Origin of the sequence: Burkholderia sp. Ed8 (assembly GCF_040761425.1) — a bacterium.
Lineage (GTDB): Bacteria > Pseudomonadota > Gammaproteobacteria > Burkholderiales > Burkholderiaceae > Burkholderia > Burkholderia seminalis.
In genome coordinates this window covers 444085-463371 of sequence record NZ_CP142886.1, presented here as the reverse complement: position 1 = coordinate 463371, position 19287 = coordinate 444085, and the positions used below count along the sequence as shown (strand labels likewise).

At 69.2% G+C, this 19287-nt stretch carries 18 protein-coding genes; 12 read left to right on the top strand and 6 right to left on the bottom strand.

The window, feature by feature from the left end:
• The first annotated feature begins 176 nt into the window (after positions 1 to 176).
• On the top strand, positions 177 to 740 hold the full coding sequence (locus tag VXM69_RS16075) for a chloramphenicol phosphotransferase CPT family protein (RefSeq protein ID WP_226228171.1): 564 nt from the start codon (positions 177 to 179) through the stop codon (positions 738 to 740).
• Between the two features lie 144 nt (positions 741 to 884).
• Here the strand turns inward: VXM69_RS16075 and VXM69_RS16070 are convergent, their stop codons facing one another.
• Positions 885 to 2261: a nucleobase:cation symporter-2 family protein gene (locus VXM69_RS16070; RefSeq protein WP_367189883.1), complete on the bottom strand. Its 1377-nt coding sequence runs from the start codon at positions 2259 to 2261 to the stop codon at positions 885 to 887.
• Between the two features lie 439 nt (positions 2262 to 2700).
• Between VXM69_RS16070 and VXM69_RS16065 the strand changes: the two genes are divergently transcribed.
• The 3 genes from VXM69_RS16065 to fghA all read left to right on the top strand — a co-directional run bounded on the left by VXM69_RS16065 (position 2701) and on the right by fghA (position 6349).
• A complete protein-coding gene (locus VXM69_RS16065) occupies positions 2701 to 4152 on the top strand; it encodes a xylulokinase (RefSeq protein WP_367189882.1) in 1452 nt (483 codons plus the stop codon).
• A gap of 225 nt (positions 4153 to 4377) precedes the next feature.
• The gene (locus tag VXM69_RS16060) at positions 4378 to 5484 is read left to right on the top strand and encodes an S-(hydroxymethyl)glutathione dehydrogenase/class III alcohol dehydrogenase (protein WP_124609875.1); all 1107 of its coding nucleotides are present in this window, start codon (positions 4378 to 4380) and stop codon (positions 5482 to 5484) included.
• A 16-nt stretch (positions 5485 to 5500) separates the two neighbouring features.
• Positions 5501 to 6349 (top strand): S-formylglutathione hydrolase, encoded by an 849-nt coding sequence (gene fghA, locus VXM69_RS16055; RefSeq protein ID WP_034190518.1) that lies wholly within the window; start codon positions 5501 to 5503, stop codon positions 6347 to 6349.
• A gap of 113 nt (positions 6350 to 6462) precedes the next feature.
• Here the strand turns inward: fghA and VXM69_RS16050 are convergent, their stop codons facing one another.
• From VXM69_RS16050 to VXM69_RS16035, 4 genes are read right to left on the bottom strand one after another with little or no spacing between them, the layout of a single operon-like run.
• Entirely contained in the window at positions 6463 to 7245 is a 783-nt protein-coding gene (locus VXM69_RS16050) for a metal ABC transporter permease (RefSeq protein WP_034190519.1), read from the bottom strand.
• The gene (locus tag VXM69_RS16045) at positions 7238 to 8122 is read right to left on the bottom strand and encodes an ABC transporter ATP-binding protein (RefSeq protein ID WP_049033512.1); all 885 of its coding nucleotides are present in this window, start codon (positions 8120 to 8122) and stop codon (positions 7238 to 7240) included. Before VXM69_RS16045 ends, VXM69_RS16050 begins: the two co-directional genes overlap by 8 nt.
• A gap of 14 nt (positions 8123 to 8136) precedes the next feature.
• Positions 8137 to 9063 carry a metal ABC transporter solute-binding protein gene (locus VXM69_RS16040; RefSeq protein WP_367189881.1) on the bottom strand — a complete coding sequence of 309 codons (927 nt, stop codon included), beginning with the start codon at positions 9061 to 9063 and terminating at the stop codon, positions 8137 to 8139.
• A 46-nt stretch (positions 9064 to 9109) separates the two neighbouring features.
• The gene (locus VXM69_RS16035; RefSeq protein WP_011546084.1) at positions 9110 to 9571 is read right to left on the bottom strand and encodes a Fur family transcriptional regulator; all 462 of its coding nucleotides are present in this window, start codon (positions 9569 to 9571) and stop codon (positions 9110 to 9112) included.
• Between the two features lie 330 nt (positions 9572 to 9901).
• On the opposite strand from VXM69_RS16035, the gene VXM69_RS16030 reads away from it, so the two are divergent.
• The 8 genes from VXM69_RS16030 to VXM69_RS15995 all read left to right on the top strand — a co-directional run bounded on the left by VXM69_RS16030 (position 9902) and on the right by VXM69_RS15995 (position 18245).
• Positions 9902 to 10678, top strand: coding sequence for an L-iditol 2-dehydrogenase (locus tag VXM69_RS16030; protein ID WP_034190522.1), 777 nt, complete (start codon positions 9902 to 9904; stop codon positions 10676 to 10678).
• 78 nt (positions 10679 to 10756) lie between these two features.
• Positions 10757 to 11713 (top strand): sugar kinase, encoded by a 957-nt coding sequence (locus tag VXM69_RS16025; RefSeq protein WP_034190523.1) that lies wholly within the window; start codon positions 10757 to 10759, stop codon positions 11711 to 11713.
• Positions 11701 to 13062, top strand: coding sequence for a D-tagatose-bisphosphate aldolase, class II, non-catalytic subunit (locus VXM69_RS16020; protein WP_069707176.1), 1362 nt, complete (start codon positions 11701 to 11703; stop codon positions 13060 to 13062). The genes VXM69_RS16025 and VXM69_RS16020 overlap by 13 nt, the downstream gene beginning before the upstream one ends.
• Before the next feature lie 68 nt (positions 13063 to 13130).
• Entirely contained in the window at positions 13131 to 14456 is a 1326-nt protein-coding gene (locus VXM69_RS16015; protein WP_034190525.1) for a sugar ABC transporter substrate-binding protein, read from the top strand.
• Positions 14457 to 14568: 112 nt separating this feature from the next.
• A complete protein-coding gene (locus VXM69_RS16010) occupies positions 14569 to 15522 on the top strand; it encodes a carbohydrate ABC transporter permease (RefSeq protein ID WP_006496497.1) in 954 nt (317 codons plus the stop codon).
• Positions 15519 to 16370, top strand: coding sequence for a carbohydrate ABC transporter permease (locus VXM69_RS16005; RefSeq protein ID WP_034190527.1), 852 nt, complete (start codon positions 15519 to 15521; stop codon positions 16368 to 16370). Before VXM69_RS16010 ends, VXM69_RS16005 begins: the two co-directional genes overlap by 4 nt.
• The gene (locus tag VXM69_RS16000) at positions 16367 to 17080 is read left to right on the top strand and encodes an HAD family phosphatase (RefSeq protein ID WP_069707175.1); all 714 of its coding nucleotides are present in this window, start codon (positions 16367 to 16369) and stop codon (positions 17078 to 17080) included. The genes VXM69_RS16005 and VXM69_RS16000 overlap by 4 nt, the downstream gene beginning before the upstream one ends.
• A 55-nt stretch (positions 17081 to 17135) precedes the next feature.
• The gene (locus VXM69_RS15995) at positions 17136 to 18245 is read left to right on the top strand and encodes an ABC transporter ATP-binding protein (RefSeq protein ID WP_034190529.1); all 1110 of its coding nucleotides are present in this window, start codon (positions 17136 to 17138) and stop codon (positions 18243 to 18245) included.
• Between the two features lie 19 nt (positions 18246 to 18264).
• Here the strand turns inward: VXM69_RS15995 and VXM69_RS15990 are convergent, their stop codons facing one another.
• Positions 18265 to 19149: a LysR family transcriptional regulator gene (locus VXM69_RS15990; RefSeq protein WP_034190530.1), complete on the bottom strand. Its 885-nt coding sequence runs from the start codon at positions 19147 to 19149 to the stop codon at positions 18265 to 18267.
• Positions 19150 to 19287 lie beyond the last annotated feature (138 nt).

The following is a 19287-nucleotide window of genomic DNA, read 5'->3' as shown; positions in this document are numbered from 1 at the left end:
GGCAGGGGCGGCCAGCCGCGCCTGTCCCTGGAACCGGCTGTATGCGGAAACGAGAACGCCACGGGCCACAATCCGTGGCGTTTTCTTTTTTGTGTCCGCGCCGACGTGCCGGCAATCGCATCGGCGTTCCGCCCACCCGTCCGGTGTCGTTCAACACGCGCAGGTACACTCGCTGCATGAAAACGACCCGGATCATCCTGCTCAACGGCGCGGGCAGTTCAGGCAAGACGTCGCTCGCGCATGCGCTCCAGGCGCTGCTGGCCAGCCCGTACCTGCACGTCCGGATGGATGCGTTTCTCGACATGCTGCCCGCGCGCTACCTGAACGACGCGGCCGGATTCACGTTTTCGTCGTTCGTCGAGGACGGCAGGAACGTGGTGTCGATCAGCAGCGGGCCGGTTGCCCGGCGAGCGATGCAGGGGATGCGCCACGCGATCGTCGCGCTGGCGGAGCAGGGCAACAACCTGATCGTCGACGAGGTGCTGCTGGGCGACGAGAAGGCCGAGTACGCCCGTTTGCTGGCGCCGTTTACGGTCAGCCTGGTCGGCGTCCACTGTCCGCTGGAGGTGCTCGAGGAACGGGAGCGGCGACGGGGCGATCGTCTCGCGGGGCTCGCGCGCTGGCAGTACGACAGGGTGCATGCGGGCATGACCTACGATGTGAGCGTCGATACCAGCACGGCCACGCCGGAGGCCTGCGCGCGAAACATCATGCGGGCGCTGGCGTTGCACGGAGGCTGACGCGTGGCGCCTCGCGGGGGCGCGTACGTGGCGTCCACGGCGCCACGGCCGCGTGGGCCCAGCAGGGAACAAGCAAAACGCCACGGCATGCCGTGGCGTCTTGCGTTATCGCGTCGCGTCGCGCCGTCGTCCGGCGCGGGGCGATCAGTGGTGCACGTCGGCGGGACGTCCGTCGAAGTCGTGTCCGGCGCGGCGGATCTCGCAGCGCGCATCCTTCTCGCCTTTCACGCCGTTGAACACGATGTTCAGGATCACGGCCGATGCCGACGCCAGCAGGATGCCGCTGTGCAGGATCGGCGCGAGCGCGGGCGGCAGCTTCGAGAAGAAGTGCGGCGACACGACCGGCACGAGGCCCATGCCGACGCTCACGGCGACGATGAACAGGTTGTGCGCGTTGTTCACGAAGTCGACCTTGGACAGTACCTTGATGCCGTTCGCGGCCACCATCCCGAACATCACGATGCCCGCGCCGCCGAGCACGAACGGCGGCACCGACGCGACGACCTGCGCCATCTTCGGGAACAGGCCGAGCAGCACGAGGATTACGCCGCCCGTCGCACACACGAACCGGCTCTTCACGCCCGTCACGCCGATCAGGCCGACGTTCTGCGAGAACGACGTATGCGGGAACGAGTTGAAGATGCCGCCGATCAGCGTACCGAGGCCGTCGACGTGCAGGCCGCGCACCAGGCGCTCCTGGTTGACCGGGCGATCGACCATGTCGCCGACCGCGAGGAACATGCCGGTCGATTCGATGAACGTGACGAACATCACCGTGACCATCGTCACGATCGACAGCGGGTCGAAGTGCGGCAGGCCGAAGTGGAACGGCATCACGAAGCCGACCCACGGCGCGTGTGCGACGCCGTCGGTATTCACGCGGCCGATCGCGAACGCGATCGCGAAGCCGGCGACGATGCCGAGCAGCACCGAGATGTTCGCGACGAAGCCGCGGCCGTACTTGTTGATCAGCAGGATCAGCGTCAACACGAGCAGCGACAGGCCGAGATAGACCGGGCTGCCGTACTCCGGGTTGCCGACGCCGCCGGCCGCCCAGTTGATGCCGACTTCCATCAGCGACAGCCCGATCACCGCGATCACGGTGCCGACGACCACCGGCGGGAAGAACCGCAACAGCTTGCCGATCATCGGCGCGAGCACGATGCCGATGATGCCGGCCGCGATCGTCGAACCGAAGATGTCGAGAATGCCGAGGCCGGGGTTCGTGCCGATCGCGATCATCGGGCCGACCGCCGCGAACGTGCAGCCCATGATGACGGGCAGGCGGATCCCGAAGATCCACAGGCCCAGCGTCTGGATCAGCGTGGCGATACCGCACGAAAACAGGTCGGCGCTGATCAGGAACGCGATCTGGTCTTTCGGCAGCTTGAGTGCGGCGCCAACGATAAGCGGCACGGCAACGGCGCCGGCGTACATGACGAGGACGTGCTGCAGGCCAAGCGTTACCAGCTTGCCGGTCGGCAGCACCTCATCGCACGGATGGACCGTGTTCGATTGCATCTGTCTCACTCCATGATCTTGTTTTCGGGGTGATACGAAGTTATGCGGAATGAATCCACGCAACAAGAGCGCTGGGTACTATTCCGTTCTTTGCAGGTTCGATATGCCGTTTCGGCATGGAGCAGGGTGTCGATCATCGGGAAACTGCCGCAGGAGTGAGGTTCCCCGGTTTTATAGCCCTTCAAAATAGCGCTGACCCCCGTGCCAAATATGGGCTGCTTTATGGTCTGTATCGGGCGGGCCGCATAGTGGCAAAAAGGACCGATGCAAATTCGTGCCGGGTTAACCCGCTAACGCCCGCTTTTGCGTGCGGGTTGCGGCCCGGTGAAACCGGTCGGCCGGCCGCATGTCCGGCGCGCCGGCGTGGCGGCAAAAGCCGGGGCGCATATCGCGATCCCGTTATCATCGACATCCGTTCATTCGAATTCGCCTACCCGTCATGCGCCTGCTCGGAATCGACCTCGGCACCGGCTCCATCAAACTCGTCACGCTCGATGCAGATGGCGTCGAGCGGGCAGTCGCGAGCGAACCTTATGCGCTGTCGTCGCCGCAGCCCGGCTGGGCCGAGATCGCGCCCGATACGTGGTGGCAGGCGCTCGTGCGCGCGGCCGCGCGGCTGCCGGCCGGCGAGCGTGCGCAGGTCGCGGCGATCGGCTTCTCGGGCCAGATGCACGGCGTCGTGCTGATCGACGCGGCCGGACAACCGGTGCGGCCCGCGCTGCTGTGGCCCGACACGCGCGCGGCGCGCGAAGCGGACGCAGCCGGATTGCCCGTCGCCGGATTGCCCGTCGCCCCGAACCCCGTCGCGCCCGGCATGGCCGGCCCGCTGCTGCGCTGGCTGGCCGCGCACGAACCCGATGCGCTGCGCGCCGCACGCCGCGCCGTGCAGCCGAAGGACTGGCTGCGCATCGCGCTGGGCGGCGACGTCGCGGCCGACCCGAGCGACGCGTGCGCGACCGCGCTCGCGACGCCCGATGGCGCGTGGGATCGGGCATTGATCGAGGCGCTCGGCTTGCCGGCCGACTGCTTCGCGCCGGTGCGCGCGTCGACCGCGCGCGGCGGCACGCTCGGCGCGCAGGCCGCCGCGGCGCTCGGCCTGCCCGCCGGCGTGCCGCTGGCGACGGGCGCGGCCGACACGGCGTGCGCGGCGCTCGGCAGCGGATTGGTTGCCGCGGGCGACGCGCTGCTGACGACCGGCAGCGGCGGCCAGATCGTCGTGCTCGCGGATACGCTGCCGCCCGCGCGGCGCGGGCTGCACCGCTATCGCACCGCGGCCGGCGGCGGCTACTACACGATGGCCGCGATGCAGAACGTCGGGCTCGCGCTCGAAGCCGTTCGCGGCTGGCTGGGTTATGCGGGATGGGCCGACGCGTATGACGATGCGTTCGCGCGGCCGGCGTCCGAACGGCTGTGCTTCCTGCCGTACCTGACGGGCGAGCGTTCGCCGTGGATGAACCCCGACGCGCGCGGCGGCTGGCTCGGCCTCGGGCTCGGCGACACGCGCGGCGCGATGATGCGCGCGGCGTTCGAAGGCGTCGCGTTCGCGTTGCGTGCGGGGCTCGATGCGATTCGCGATGCCGACCGCCGCGACCCGGTGACGACGCTGCGTCTCGCGGGCGGCGGCTCGGTCGATCCGCGCTGGCGCCAGCTGCTCGCCGACACGCTCGGCGCGTCGCTGCACGCGATCGACTGCCCGAATGCCGCGACGCGCGGTGCGGCGCTGCTCGCGGGCGTCGCGATCGGGCATTGGCGGGAAGACGCGTTGCGCGCGCTGGCGCCCGCCGCGTCGCCCGTCGCCGTGCCGCGCGAGGACCGCTCGCTGGCCGCGCGCCACGCGCGCTTCATCGATCTGTATGCGCGCACGGATGCATGGTTCACGACGGGCGTTTAAACTCGAACACTTGTTCTTTTGCGTCAGCCATGACGCATCGTGGCAAGCCGACGACCGTTTCCCGCACGCGGTGCGTGCCGGGAGCGGCGATCATGGCGAGCACGGGATTCCGTTGCGGTGCCGCGCACGATGCCGCGCGGCACGGCTTCGACAGCTTTGCATGGAACCCGGCGGGCGCCGCAGCGCGCACCCGGGCCGACCTCACAGACAGACAGGAGTGACACGATGAAAACGAAAGCCGCGATTGCATGGAAGGCGGGTGCGCCGCTGACGATCGAGGAAGTCGATCTCGAAGGGCCGCGCGCCGGCGAAGTGCTGATCGAGGTGAAGGCCACCGGCATTTGCCACACCGACTACTACACGCTGTCGGGCGCCGATCCGGAAGGGATCTTCCCGGCGATCCTCGGCCATGAAGGCGCGGGCGTGGTGGTCGACGTCGGCCCCGGCGTCGGCACCGTGCGCAAGGGCGATCACGTGATTCCGCTCTATACGCCCGAATGCCGCGAGTGCAAGTTCTGCCTGTCGCGCAAGACCAACCTGTGCCAGAAGATCCGCGCGACGCAGGGCAAGGGCCTGATGCCCGACGCGACGTCGCGCTTCTCGCTCGACGGCAAGCCGCTGTTCCACTACATGGGGACGTCGACGTTCTCGAACTACATCGTCGTGCCGGAAATCGCGGTGGCGAAGGTGCGCGAGGACGCGCCGTTCGACAAGATCTGCTACATCGGCTGCGGCGTGACGACGGGCGTCGGCGCGGTCGTGTACTCGGCGAAGGTCGAGGCGGGGGCGAACGTCGTCGTGTTCGGTCTCGGCGGGATCGGCCTGAACGTGATCCAGGGCGCGAAGATGGTCGGCGCGGACAAGATCATCGGCGTCGACATCAACCCGAAGCGCGTGGCGCTCGCGAAGAAGTTCGGGATGACGCACTTCATCAACCCGAACGAAGTCGAGAACGTCGTCGACCACATCGTGCAGTTGACCGACGGCGGCGCCGACTACTCGTTCGAATGCGTGGGCAACGTGAAGCTGATGCGCCAGGCGCTCGAGTGCACGCACAAGGGCTGGGGCCAGTCGTTCATCATCGGCGTGGCCGCGGCGGGCGAGGAAATCAGCACGCGTCCGTTCCAGCTGGTGACGGGCCGCGAGTGGAAGGGCTCGGCGTTCGGCGGCGCGCGCGGCCGCACCGACGTGCCGAAGATCGTCGACTGGTACATGGAAGGCAAGATCAACATCGACGACCTGATCACGCATACGCTGCCGCTCGAGCGGATCAACGAAGGTTTCGACCTGATGAAGGCCGGCGAGTCGATCCGTTCGGTCGTGCTGTACTGAGCGGGAGCGCACCGTCATGCTCGAACTCGTTTCCTCGCATGCGTGCCACGGCGGCGAGCAGCGCTTCTACCGTCACGATTCGGCGGCCATCGGCCTGCCGATGAAGTTCTCGGTGTACCTGCCGCCGCAGGCGGCGCACGGCCGCGTGCCGGCGCTGTTCTACCTCGCGGGCCTCACGTGTACCGACGAGACGTTCGCGATCAAGGGCGGCGCGCAGCAGTACGCGGCCCAGCACGGCATCGCGCTCGTGATGCCAGATACGAGCCCGCGCGGCGCGGGCGTGCCGGGCGAGACCGATGCGTGGGATTTCGGCGTCGGCGCGGGCTTCTACGTCGATGCGACCGAGGCGCCGTGGTCCGCGCATTACCGGATGGAGTCGTACGTGACGGGCGAGCTGCGCGCGCTCGTCGCGGCCGAGCTGCCGATCGACGGCGCGCGGCTCGGGATCTTCGGCCACTCGATGGGCGGGCACGGCGCGCTGACGCTCGCATTGCGCCATCCGGGCCTGTACCGGTCGGTGTCGGCGTTCGCGCCGATCGCCGCGCCGACGCGCTGCCCGTGGGGCGAAAAGGCGTTCTCGGGCTACCTCGGCGACGATCGCGACGCCTGGAAGGCGCACGATGCGAGCGAGCTCGTCGCGCGCGCCGATGCGCCGAAGTTCGCGGAAGGCATCCTCGTCGACCAGGGGCTGGCCGATCAATTCCTCGCGAACCAGCTGAATCCCGACGTGTTCGAGGCCGCCTGCGCGAAGGCCGGCCAGCCGCTGACGCTGCGTCGTCATCCGGGCTACGACCACGGCTACTACTTCATCTCGACGTTCATCGCCGATCACATTGCGCATCATGCGCGTGTGCTGGTTGGGTGAGCGGAGAGGGAAGCCGGTCGCGCACGGGGCGCGCCGCACGAATTCGCGGGCAATAAAAAACGCCGGCGCTGCCTTCGGGCACGCCGGCGTTTTGACTTCGCGTCGGGCGGCGGTCAGTTGCGCCGCAACAGGCTCGCGCCGTACACGAGCGCCGACAGTGCGGTGATCCAGAAGCTCGTCGGCCAGTCGGTGTGATACGCGAGCACGATGCCGGCCCACGCCTCGAACAGTGCGAACAGCGCGGCGAGCAGCACGCCCGTCGACAAGCGCGTCGACACGTTCTGCGCGGCCGCGGCCGGCCCGACCAGCAGCGTGAACACGAGCAGCACGCCGACGATCTGCGTCGCCGCGGCCACCGCGAGCGCGCACACCGCGAGGAACAGCATCGACACCGTGCGCAGCGACACGCCCTTCGCTTCGGCCAGCTCGGGCTGCAGCGACGCGAACAGCAGCGGGCGCGCGATCAGCGCGAGCGCGGCGAGGCTCACCGCGCCGATGCCCGCGAGCACCGCGAGCGTGTCGTGGCTGACCGCGAGCACGTTGCCGAACAGCAGCGCGGTGACCTGCGTCGCGAACGACGTATAGAAATGCAGGAACAGCAGGCCGAAGCCGAGCGCGCCCGACAGGATCACGCCGATCGCGACGTCGCGGCCCGCGAGCTTTTCGCCGAGCGCGCCCATCCCGATCCCGGCCGCGAGCGTGAAGCCGACCATTCCCCAGATCGGCGAGATGCCGAGCAGCACCGCGCCGGTCGCGCCGGTGAAGCCGACGTGCGACAGCGCGTGGCCGGCGAAGGTCTGCCCGCGCAGCACCAGGAAGTAGCCGACGATGCCCGCGAGCACCGCGACGATCCCCGACGCCGCGAAGGCGTTGATCATGAAGTCGTAGTCAAACATCGTGCGAATGCCCGGGATGGGCGTGTCCGTGGTGGTGATGGCCGTGGCCGCCGCCGTGCGAGTGGCCGTCGTCGTCCTCGTGTTCGTGGTCGTGCTTCTCGATCTCGACGTCGCCCGACATCACGAAGATCTTGCCGTTCACGCGCATCACGTCGATCGGCGACCCGTAGAGCCGCGACAGCACGGGCTTCGTGATCACCTCGTCGACGGTGCCGAGCGCCGCGACGCCGTTGCCGAGATACAGCACGCGATCGAGCGCGTTCAGCAGCGGATTCAGTTCGTGCGCGGAGAACAGCACGGTGATGCCGAGCTCGCGCTGCACGGTGCGCACGAGCTCGACGACGCCGCGCTGGTGGTTCGGGTCGAGGCTGATCAGCGGCTCGTCGAGCAGCAGCAGCTTCGGATTGCCGAGCAGGCATTGCGCGAGCAGCAGGCGCTGCCGTTCGCCGCCCGACAGCTCGGACAGCGGCCGGCGCGCGAGCGTCGGGCCGCCGACGAGATCGAGCACGCGGTCGACGTCGCGGCGCGTGGCCGCGTTCGTGTGCGGCAGCCCCCAGCGGTGGCCGTCGGCGGCCATCGCGACGAAGTCGTAGCCGCGCATCCGGCGGTTCGCGAGGCCGCTCCTGATCTGCGGCATGTAGCCGATCGACGGGTTGCCGCGCACGACCGGCACGCCGCCGACGGACAGCGTGCCGGCCGACACGGGCACGAGCCCGAGCACCGCGCGCATCAGCGTCGTCTTGCCCGCGCCGTTCGGCCCGAGCACGCCGACGAATTCGCCGGGCTCGATCGAGAAGCTGACGTCGCGCAGGATCGTGCGTCCGCCCAGTTCGAGCGTGACGCGATCGACGGCGAGTGCATGGGGAGTGGCGGTCATGTCGTTACGGTCGTTTATGGCTTGCCGGCGGAAAGCGCGGCGCCGAGCGCGTCGAGCTGGCCGGCCATCCATTGCTGGAAGGTCTTGCCGACCGGCTGCGTCTCGGTGACGCTGACGGTCGGCACGCCACCGTCGCGCGCGATCTTCAGCATGCGTTTGGTCATCGGTTCTTCGGCCTGGCTGTTGTAGATCAGCACGCGCACCTGCTTCTTGCGCAGGTCGTTCTCGAACGCGGCGACGTCCTGCGCGCTGGCCTCGGTGTCGTTCATCGTCGCGAGCTGGAACCGCTGGTTGCGCATGTCGAGACCGATCGCGTCGGACATGTAGCCGAATACCGGCTCGGTGGCCGTCACGGGCACGCCCTTGTACTTCGCGCGCAGCGCGGCGACCTGGTCGTCGATGGGCTTCAGCGACGCGACGAACTTCTGCAGGTTCGCATCGTATTCGGCCTTGTGCGCCGGATCGGCACGGCCGAGCTCGGCGGCGATCGCGCGCGCGGCGGCGGGCATCGTCGCCGGGTCGTACCACAGGTGCGGGTTGTCGCCGGCCTTCTTGCCGACGAGGTCGGCGACGACGATCGTCGCGCGCTTCGCCTGTTTCGACGCACCGAGCAGCTTGGCCATCCACGGGTCGTAGTCGGCGCCGTTGTAGATCACGACCTGCGCGTGCTGCAGCGCGCGAGCCGTCTTCGGGCTCGCTTCGAACAGGTGCGGATCCTGGTCGGGATTGCTGAGGATGCTCGTGACCGCGACGCGGCTGCCGCCGATCTGCGTCGCGACGTCGCCGTAGAAATTCTCGGCGGCGACGACGTTGACGGTCGCGGCCTGCGCGAACGCGGGCGCCGCGAGCGACAGCGCGGCGAACGTGGCGAACGCGGCGGCGACGCGGCGAACAGGCGACAGGGCACGCCGCGGCGTGCGGCGCTTCAGGGCAATGGACATGGAACTCCTCGTTGGAAGGGCGGCGCGTGCGCCGCGCGATTCGGCGTCAGCGCTGCGCGGGCTTGCGCTTGCAGTGTCCGCACAGGCCGCTCAGCTCGACGACCTGGTGGTGAACTTCGAAACCGTGCGCGGGTTCGCTCGCGGACAACTGCTTCGCGAGGTCGCCGCCGGGAATCTCGACGGTGTCGCCGCATGAATCGCAGATCAGGAACTGGCCTTCGTGCGGCACGCCGATCTCGCAGCATGCGAAGAACGCGTTCTTCGATTCGATCCGGTGGATGAAGCCGTGCTCGACGAGGAAATCCAGCGCGCGATAGACGGTCGTCGGCGGCACGCGGCCGCGTTGCGGTTCGAGTTCGGCGAGCAGGTCGTACGCGCCGATCGGGCGCTGCGCGGCCAGCACGCGCTCGTAGACCTGGCGGCGCAGCGGCGTCCACGCGAGCCCGTGCTCGGCGGCGAATGCGTCGGCCCGGGACAGCCGGGCGTCAATGGACGATGAGGTAGCCATGGCGTAAAGCAGGGCGATGAAACACAGTATCGTGATGATATAACGTATCGTCGCGCCGTGCAGCGTGAATTCCCCGTTTCCTGCCTCGCTCCGTCCCCTTCACCGTCGATCCCACTGCGCCGCACCGCGTGCGCGGCGCCTTGCCGGGCGTGCGCGACGGGCCGCCGTCGTGCGCGGTTGTGCCGCAGCGCGTCATAGAAAGCCGTCGCGTCGCCTTGACAGCGTGAATCGCGTATCCGATCATTCGATCACAAACAGAGCAATTGATCGGTTTGCGAGCGTTCGCTCACCTCGCGACCGTCGTACAGCAGAACAAACCGGAGACAGCCAGTGAGACTGGAAGACAAGGTCGCGATCCTGACGGGCGCCGCAAGCGGCATCGGCGAGGCGGTCGCGCAACGCTATCTGGATGAGGGCGCGCGCTGCGTGCTGGTCGATCTGAAGCCCGCCGGCGGCTCGCTCGCGCGGTTGATCGAGGCGAACCCCGGCCGCGCGGTGGCCGTCACTGCGGACGTCACGCGCCGCGACGACATCGAGCGGATCGTCGCCACGGCGGTCGAGCGCTTCGGCGGCGTCGACATCCTGTTCAACAATGCGGCGCTGTTCGACATGCGGCCGCTCCTCGACGAATCGTGGGACGTGTTCGACCGGTTGTTCTCGGTCAACGTGAAGGGGCTGTTCTTCCTGATGCAGGCCGTCGCGCAGCGAATGGTCGAGCAGGGCCGCGGCGGCAAGATCGTCAACATGTCGTCGCAGGCCGGCCGTCGCGGCGAGGCACTCGTTTCGCACTACTGCGCGACCAAGGCCGCGGTGATCAGCTATACGCAGTCGGCCGCGCTCGCGCTCGCGCCGCACCGGATCAACGTGAACGGGATTGCGCCGGGCGTGGTGGACACGCCGATGTGGGAGCAGGTCGATGCGCTGTTCGCGCGCTACGAGAACCGGCCGCTCGGCGAGAAGAAGCGGCTCGTCGGCGAAGCCGTGCCGCTCGGCCGCATGGGCGTGCCGGGCGACCTGACGGGCGCCGCGCTGTTCCTCGCATCGGCCGACGCCGATTACGTCACCGCCCAGACGCTGAACGTCGACGGCGGCAACTGGATGAGCTGACGTGATGTCGCTCGCACGCGCAACCTGCCGGCCGGCCCGCGACGACGCGGCCGCGGTCGGACGAGGAGGGCACGCCTGATGGCCGAGATCGTCGTGGCCGGCGAACTGCTCGCCGAATTCGTCGCCGCCGAGCGCGGCCAGGGCTTCGATACGCCGGGCCTGTTCGCGGGGCCGTTTCCGAGCGGCGCGCCGGCGATCTTCGCCGACCAGGCCGCGCGGCTCGGCGCGCGCGTCGCGTATGCGGGCTGCGTCGGCCGCGACGCGTTCGGCGACGCGATCGTCGCGCGGCTCGAACGCGACGGCGTCGAGGTCGCGCGCATCCGCCGCGTCGCGCGCCCGACCGGCACCGCGTTCGTCGCGTACCGCGACGACGGCTCGCGCAGCTTCGTCTTCACGCTGTCCACCAGCGCGGCCGCGTGCGTCGATGCGTCCGACGTCGATGCCGCGATGTTCGACGGCTGCCGTTACTTCCACGTGATGGGCTCGTCGCTGACGAGCGAATCGGCGATCGCGGCCGTGCAGCGCGGCGTGATCGAGGCCGCGCGCGCCGGCGCGAAGGTGTCGTTCGATCCGAACGTGCGCCCCGAGATGCTGAGCTTTCGCCCGATGCGCGCGGCGCTCGACGAGATGCTCGCCGCGTGCCACCTGTTCCTGCCGAGCGAGGCCGACCTGCCGTTCTTCTGCGGGCCGCAACCGGCCGAGCGCGCGATCGCGGGCCTGCTCGCGACGCACCCGTTGCTCGAGCGCGTCGTGCTGAAGCGCGGCGCGCAAGGCAGCGTCGCGTTCGATCGCGCGAACCGCGTCGACGCGCCGGCCTTTCCGGTCGACGAAGTCGACCCGACCGGTGCCGGTGACTGCTTCGGCGGCACGCTCGTCGCGAGCCTCGTCGCGGGCGTGCCGATCGATGCCGCGTTGCGCCGCGCGAACGCGGCCGGCGCGATCGCGGTGACGCGGCGCGGCCCGATGGAGGGCAACAGCGATGCGGCCGAGATCGACCGTTTCCTGACCGAACGAGGTATCGCATGTCCGGCCTGACGACCCTTGCCGACCGTCCGCGCACCGCGCACGCGGACGCGGTGCTGCGGATGATCTTCGACGCGAACCGCGCCGACGCGCAGCGCGGCATCTATTCGATCTGCAGCGCGCACCGGCTCGTGCTGGAGGCCGCGTGCGAAGCCGCGCGCGCGGACGGCTCGCCGCTCCTGATCGAGGCGACCTGCAACCAGGTGAACCATCTCGGCGGCTATACGGGCATGACGCCCGCCGATTTTCGCCGCGACGTCGATGCGATCGCCGCGCGTTGCGGGCTCGCGCCGTCGGCGCTCGTGCTCGGCGGCGACCATCTCGGCCCGAACCCGTGGCGGCACCGCCGCGCGGCCGACGCGATGCGCGAGGCGGTCGCGATGGTCGCCGCGTATGTCGAAGCCGGCTTCGAGAAGATCCACCTCGATGCGAGCATGGCGTGCGCGGACGATCCGGTGCGGCTCGACGATCGCACGATCGCCGCGCGCGCGGCCGAGCTGTGCCGCGCGGCGGAAGACGCGGCGGCGCGTGCCGGTCTCGCGCCCGTCTACGTGATCGGCACCGAGGTGCCGACGCCGGGCGGCGAAGTGAGCGGCGGCGCGAACGAAGCGGACGATGCGGCGATCGCGCGGATCTCGGTCACGCGCAGCGACAGCGTCGCGGCGACGCTCGACGCGCACCGCCGCGCGTTCGCGGCGGCCGGCCTCGACGACGCATGGACACGCGTGGTCGCGGTCGTCGCGCAGCCGGGCGTCGACTTCGACGATCGCCACGTGCTCGACTACGACAGCGCGAAGGCGGCGTCGCTCGGCGCGAGTATCCTGCAGACACCGCGCCTCGTGTTCGAGGCGCACTCGACCGATTACCAGACCGAAGGCGCGCTCGCCGCGCTCGTGCGCGACCACTTCGCGGTGCTGAAGGTCGGCCCGGCGCTGACGTTCGCGCTGCGCGAGGCGCTGTTCGCGCTGACGTTCATCGAGGAGGCGCTGATCGACGACGTCGCGCAGCGCTCGCGGCTGCGGGAGGTCGTCGACGCCGCGATGCGCGCGCAGCCCGAGCACTGGGCGCCGTACTACCGCGGCGACGAGGCCGAGCAGCGGCTCGCGCGCCAGTTCAGCTACAGCGACCGGATCCGCTACTACTGGCTGCAGCCGGCCGTCGCGGCCGCGGTCGAGCAGCTGTTCGCCAACCTCGCGCGGCAGCCGGTGCCGGAGACGCTCGTCGCGCAGTGGCTGCCGGACGTCTACGCGGCGTGCCGCGCGGGCGGCCTTGCGCAGGAGCCGCGCGCCTGGGTGCGCCACCGGATACGCGACGTGATCGCGCACTATGCGCGCGCGTGCGGGATGCAGCGGCCGGCATGACGGGCCGCGAAGGAAACGACGCAACACGCAACACCGACGACACTTCGAACAAACACAGGAGACATGCCATGCAACGAAAGATGCTCGACGCCGCCGCACGCTGCCTTGCCGGAGCCGCGCTCGCGACGGCGGCCTGCGCCGCGTCCGCCGGCACGCTGACGATCGCGACGCTGAACAACCCCGACATGATCGAGCTGAAGAAGCTGTCGCCGGCGTTCGAGAAGGCGAACCCCGACATCAAGCTGAACTGGGTGATCCTCGAGGAGAACGTGCTGCGCCAGCGCGCGACGACCGACATCACGACCGGCAGCGGCCAGTTCGACGTGATGGCGATCGGCACCTACGAGACGCCGCAGTGGGGCAAGCGCGGCTGGCTCGCGCCGATCACCGGGCTGCCCGCCGACTACGACCTGAACGACATCGTGAAGACCGCGCGCGACAGCCTGTCGTACAACGGCCAGCTCTACGCGCTGCCGTTCTACGTCGAAAGCTCGATGACGTTCTACCGCAAGGACCTGTTCGCGGCGAAGGGGCTGAAGATGCCCGACCAGCCGACCTACGACCAGATCGCCGAATTCGCGGACAAGCTCACCGACAAGGCGAAGGGCACCTACGGGATCTGCCTGCGCGGCAAGGCCGGCTGGGGCGAGAACATGGCGTACGTGTCGACGGTGGTGAACACGTTCGGCGGGCGCTGGTTCGACGAAAACTGGAACGCGCAGCTCACGTCGCCCGAATGGAAGAAGGCGATCTCGTTCTACGTGAACCTGCTGAAGAAGGACGGCCCGCCGGGAGCGAGCTCGAACGGCTTCAACGAGAACCTGACGCTGACCGCCTCGGGCAAGTGCGCGATGTGGATCGACGCGACGGTCGCGGCCGGCATGCTCTACAACAAGCAGCAGTCGCAGGTGGCCGACAAGATCGGTTTCGCGGCCGCGCCGGTGGCCGCCACGCCGAAGGGTTCGCACTGGCTGTGGGCATGGGCGCTGGCCGTGCCGAAGACGTCGAAGCAGCAGGACGCCGCGCGCAAGTTCATCGCGTGGGCGACGTCGAAGCAGTACATCGAGATGGTCGGCAAGGACGAAGGCTGGGCATCGGTGCCGCCGGGCACGCGCGCGTCGACGTACCAGCGCCCCGAGTACAAGGCCGCCGCGCCGTTCTCCGACTTCGTGCTGAAGGCGATCGAGACGGCCGACCCGAACGATCCGTCGCTGAAGAAGGTGCCGTACACGGGCGTGCAGTACGTCGGGATTCCTGAATTCCAGTCGTTCGGCACGGTGGTCGGCCAGTCGATCGCGGGCGCGGTCGCGGGCCAGATGACGGTCGACCAGGCGCTCGCCGCCGGGCAGGCCGCCGCCGACCGCGCGGTGCGGCAGGCCGGCTACAAGAAGTAACGCGCCGGCAGTCACGCGGCCCGCGGCGTGCGCCGTTGCACACCGCGGGCCGGCGAAGCCGAAAGGCGGGCAGGCCGTTCGCGCCCGCGCATCAACCGGAGGGACTCCGATCATGCGTCACCTGCGTCTTCCCCTGAGTCACGCCCACGCGCCGTCGGTCGGCGACGCGTCGTCGCCGCCGGGCGCGCCGCGCCGCGCGCGCGGCGGCGCGAGCTGGCTCGTGTCGCCGTCCGTCGCGGTGCTGCTGCTGTGGATGTCGATTCCGCTCGCGATGACGATCTGGTATTCGTTCTCGCGCTACAACCTGCTGAACCCGGACGTGAAAGGTTTCGCCGGGTTCGACAACTACCGCTTCCTCGCGACCGATCCGTCGTTCCTGCCCGCGATCTGGCACACGCTCGTGCTGATCGGCGCGGTGCTCGCGATCACGGTGGTCGGCGGCGTGCTGATGGCCGTGCTGTTCGACCGCAAGTTCTACGGGCAGGGCGTCGCGCGGCTGCTCGCGATCGCGCCGTTCTTCGTGATGCCGACGGTCTCCGCGCTGATCTGGAAGAACATGATCCTGCACCCGGTGTACGGGCTCGTCGCGAACGCGATGCGTGCGCTCGGGATGACGCCGATCGACTGGTTCGCCGACTACCCGCTCACCGCGGTGATCATCATCGTCGCGTGGCAGTGGCTGCCGTTCGCGTTCCTGATCCTGTTCACCGCGATCCAGTCGCTCGACCAGGAGCAGAAGGAAGCCGCGCGCATCGACGGCGCGGGCCCGATCGCGATGTTCTTCTACATCACGCTGCCGCACCTGAAGCGTGCGATCGCCGTGGTCGTGATGATGGAGACGATCTTCCTGCTGTCGATCTTCGCGGAAATCTATACGACGACGGGCGGCGGCCCGGGCGACGCGACGACCAACCTGTCCTACCTGATCTACGCGCTGGGCCTGCAGCAGTTCGACGTCGGCCTCGCGTCCGCGGGCGGCATCATCGCCGTGGTGGTCGCGAACGTCGTGTCGTTCTTCCTCGTGCGGATGCTCGCGCGCAACCTGAAGGGAGAGTACGAGAAATGAGCGACCTGACCTTCGAAGGCCGGCGCGGGCCGGCCGTGTTCGACCTCGTGCGGCGCGCGTTGCCCGGCACGCTCGCGTGGCTGATCGCGCTGCTGCTGTTCTTCCCGATCTTCTGGATGGCGATCACCGCGTTCAAGACCGAGCAGCAGGCCTACGCGTCGACGCTGTTCTTCATGCCGACGCTCGACAGCTTCCGCGAGGTGTTCGCGCGCAGCAACTACTTCGCGTTCGCGTGGAATTCGGTGCTGATCTCGGCCGGCGTCACGGTGATCTCGCTGCTGTTCGCGGTGCCGGCCGCCTACGCGATGGCGTTCTTTCCGAACCATCGCACGCAGAAGGTGCTGCTGTGGATGCTGTCGACGAAGATGATGCCGTCGGTCGGCGTGCTCGTGCCGATCTATCTGCTGTGGAAGAACGCGGGGCTGCTCGATACGGTATCGGGGCTCGTGATCGTCTACACGCTGATCAACCTGCCGATCGCGGTGTGGATGACCTTCACGTACTTCAACGAAATCCCGAAGGACATCCTGGAGGCCGGGCGCATCGACGGCGCGTCGACGTGGCAGGAGATCGTCTACCTGCTGATGCCGATGGCGCTGCCGGGGCTCGCGTCCACCGCGCTGCTGCTCGTGATCCTGTCGTGGAACGAGGCGTTCTGGAGCATCAACCTGTCGAGTTCGAACGCCGCGCCGCTGACGGTGTTCATCGCGTCGTACTCGAGCCCCGAAGGGTTGTTCTGGGCGAAGCTGTCCGCCGCTTCCCTGCTCGCGGTCGCGCCGATCCTGATCGTCGGCTGGCTGTCGCAGAAGCAGCTCGTGCGCGGGCTCACGTTCGGGGCGGTCAAATGAGCGCGGCCGGCGAGGGGGCTGCCGGCCACGGCGCGAACGTCCTGATCTGCGATTGCGACGGCGTGCTGATCGACAGCGAGGCCGTGGCCGCCGACGTGATCGTGCGCGAACTCGATGCGCGCTGGCCGGGCGTCGACGCGCGGCCGGCCGTGATGCCGCTGCTCGGGCTGCGCATCGAGCGCGTGCTGGCCGGTGCCGGCGAGGCCGTCGGCCGCACGCTGTCGGCCGCCGACGTCGACGCGATCCGCCGCGCGGTCGAGGCGGCGGCCGTCAATGCGCCGATGGTCGACGGCATCGACACCGCACTGGCCGCGATCCCGTTGACGACGGCCTGCGCGAGCAACAGCTACCGCGCATACGTCGAGGCGGCGCTCGCGCGCACGGGCCTCGCGCGCTTCTTCGGCGACCGGCTGTTCTGCGCGGATGCCGTCGCGCGGCCCAAGCCCGCGCCCGACGTGTACCTCGCGGCCGCGCACACGCTCGGCGCGGCGCCCGCGCACTGCCTCGTGGTCGAGGACAGCGTGACGGGCATCACCGCGGCGGCCGCGGCCGGCATGACCGTGCTCGGCTTCGTCGGCGGCGGGCATGCATCGGCGGCCCAGATCGACGCGCTGCGCGGGATCGGCGCGCGTCACGTATTCGACGACATGCACGAGTTGCCCGGCTACGTCGCGCGCTGGCAGGCGACGGGTGCGGTGCTGCCGAACTAGCAACGATTGCGCGCCGCCGGCGAGGCGGCGCATCACGAACGAATGGAGACAGATCATGGCAAGCGTGCTCCTGCGCAACATCGCGAAGCGCTACGACGACACCGAAGTGCTGCGCAACGTCAACCTCGACATCGCCGACGGCGAATTCGTCGTGTTCGTCGGGCCGAGCGGCTGCGGCAAATCCACGCTGATGCGGATGATCGCGGGCCTCGAGGACATTTCGAACGGCGACCTGCTGATCGACGGCGCGAAGGTCAACGACGTGCCGAGCGCGAAGCGCGGCATCGCGATGGTGTTCCAGTCGTATGCGCTGTACCCGCACATGACGCTGTACGACAACATGGCGTTCGGCCTGAAGCTCGCGGGCGCGAAGAAGCCCGAGATCGACCAGGCCGTGAAGCAGGCCGCGAAGATCCTGCACATCGATCACCTGCTCGACCGCAAGCCGAAGCAGCTGTCGGGCGGCCAGCGGCAGCGCGTCGCGATCGGCCGCGCGATCACGCGCAAGCCCAAGGTGTTCCTGTTCGACGAACCGCTGTCGAACCTCGACGCCGCCTTGCGCGTGAAGATGCGGCTGGAATTCGCGCGGCTGCACGACGAGCTGAAGACGACGATGATCTACGTGACGCACGACCAGGTCGAGGCGATGACGCTCGCGGACAAGATCGTCGTGCTGTCGGGCGGCGCGGTGCAGCAGGTTGGCACGCCGAACACGTTGTATCACGCGCCGGCGAACCAGTTCGTCGCGGGCTTCATCGGCTCGCCGAAGATGAACTTCCTGAAGGGCACGGTCGAATCGGCCGACGCGGGCGGCGTGCTCGTGCGCTTCGACAGCGGCGAGACGCAGCGCGTGGCGGTGGACGCGAGCGCGCTGCAGCGCGGCGCCGCGGTGACCGTCGGCGTGCGGCCCGAGCACCTGCTGGTCGACGCCGCCGCGGACGGGGTGGCCGCGCGGACGATGGCGGTCGAGTCGCTCGGCGATGCCGCCTATCTGTATGCAGAGTCGGCCGCCGCGCCGGACGGGCTGATCGCGCGGATTCCGCCGCTCGACACGTACCGCACCGGCGAGGCGCTGCGCGTGCATGCGCAGGCCGAGCACTGCCACCTGTTCGACGAGCAAGGCCACGCGTTCCGTCGGCTGAGCGCGCACGCGAAGGCCGCGTGACGACCGCCGCCCGCGCCGCTCAGATGCGCAGGTGGTCGGCCAGGTAGTCGACGAACGCGCGCAGCTTCGGCGTCGGGTGCCGGCCCGACGGCCACAGCACATGGAACGGCGTGCGGCTCGCGACGTGCTCGTCGAGCACCGTGCGCAGCGTGCCGTCGGCCAGCGCGTCGTGCACGAAGAACTCCGGCAGGCACGCGATGCCGCGCCCGCGCAGCACGAAGCACAGGCGCGCTTCCGCGCTGTTGCTGACCATCGTGACCGGCACCTCGGGCGGCGGGCCGTGACGCGGCACGCGCAGCGGCCAGGTCTGGAGCCGGCCGCTGCTCGGGAAGCGGTAGTGCAGGCAGCGGTGACGCGCGAGATCGGCCGGCGTGCGCGGCGTGCCGTGCCGGTCGAGATAGGCGGGCGACGCGACGAGGTGCTGGCGGAAATGGCCGAGCAGCCGCGACGACAGCCGCGAGTCCGACGGCTGGCCGGTGCGCAGCACCGCGTCGAATCCTTCGTCGACGACGTCGACGAGCCGGTCGCTGAAATCGATGTCGAGCTCGATCTCCGGATACGCGGCCATGAAATCGGCGAGCACCGGCAGCAGCAGCGTGCCGATCGTCGGCAGGCTCACGCGCAGCCGCCCGCGCGGCGCTTCGGCACTGTGCGTCAGTTCCTGTTCGGCCGCGTCGAGCTCGGCGATCACGCGCCGGCACCGTTCGAGAAAACGCGCGCCTTCGGCCGTCAGCGTGATGCTGCGCGTGCTGCGGTGAAAGAGCCGCACGTTCAGGCGCGCCTCAAGCCGCGCGATGCGCTTGCCGATCGCCGATGCCGACAGCCCGAGCGCGCGGCCGGCCGCGACGAAGCTGCGCGTTTCCGCGACCTGAACGAACACGACGAAGCCGCCCAGATTTTCCATGCCGGTTCCCGATTGCGGACATCGATGTCCGGATTGTCCGGAACTCTACCCCGGTTTTTCTTCCCGCGCCGGCTCCCTACGATGGGCGTTCCTTCACCGTTCGAGGTCACGCCATGTCATTCCTGCCTGTCACCGCCC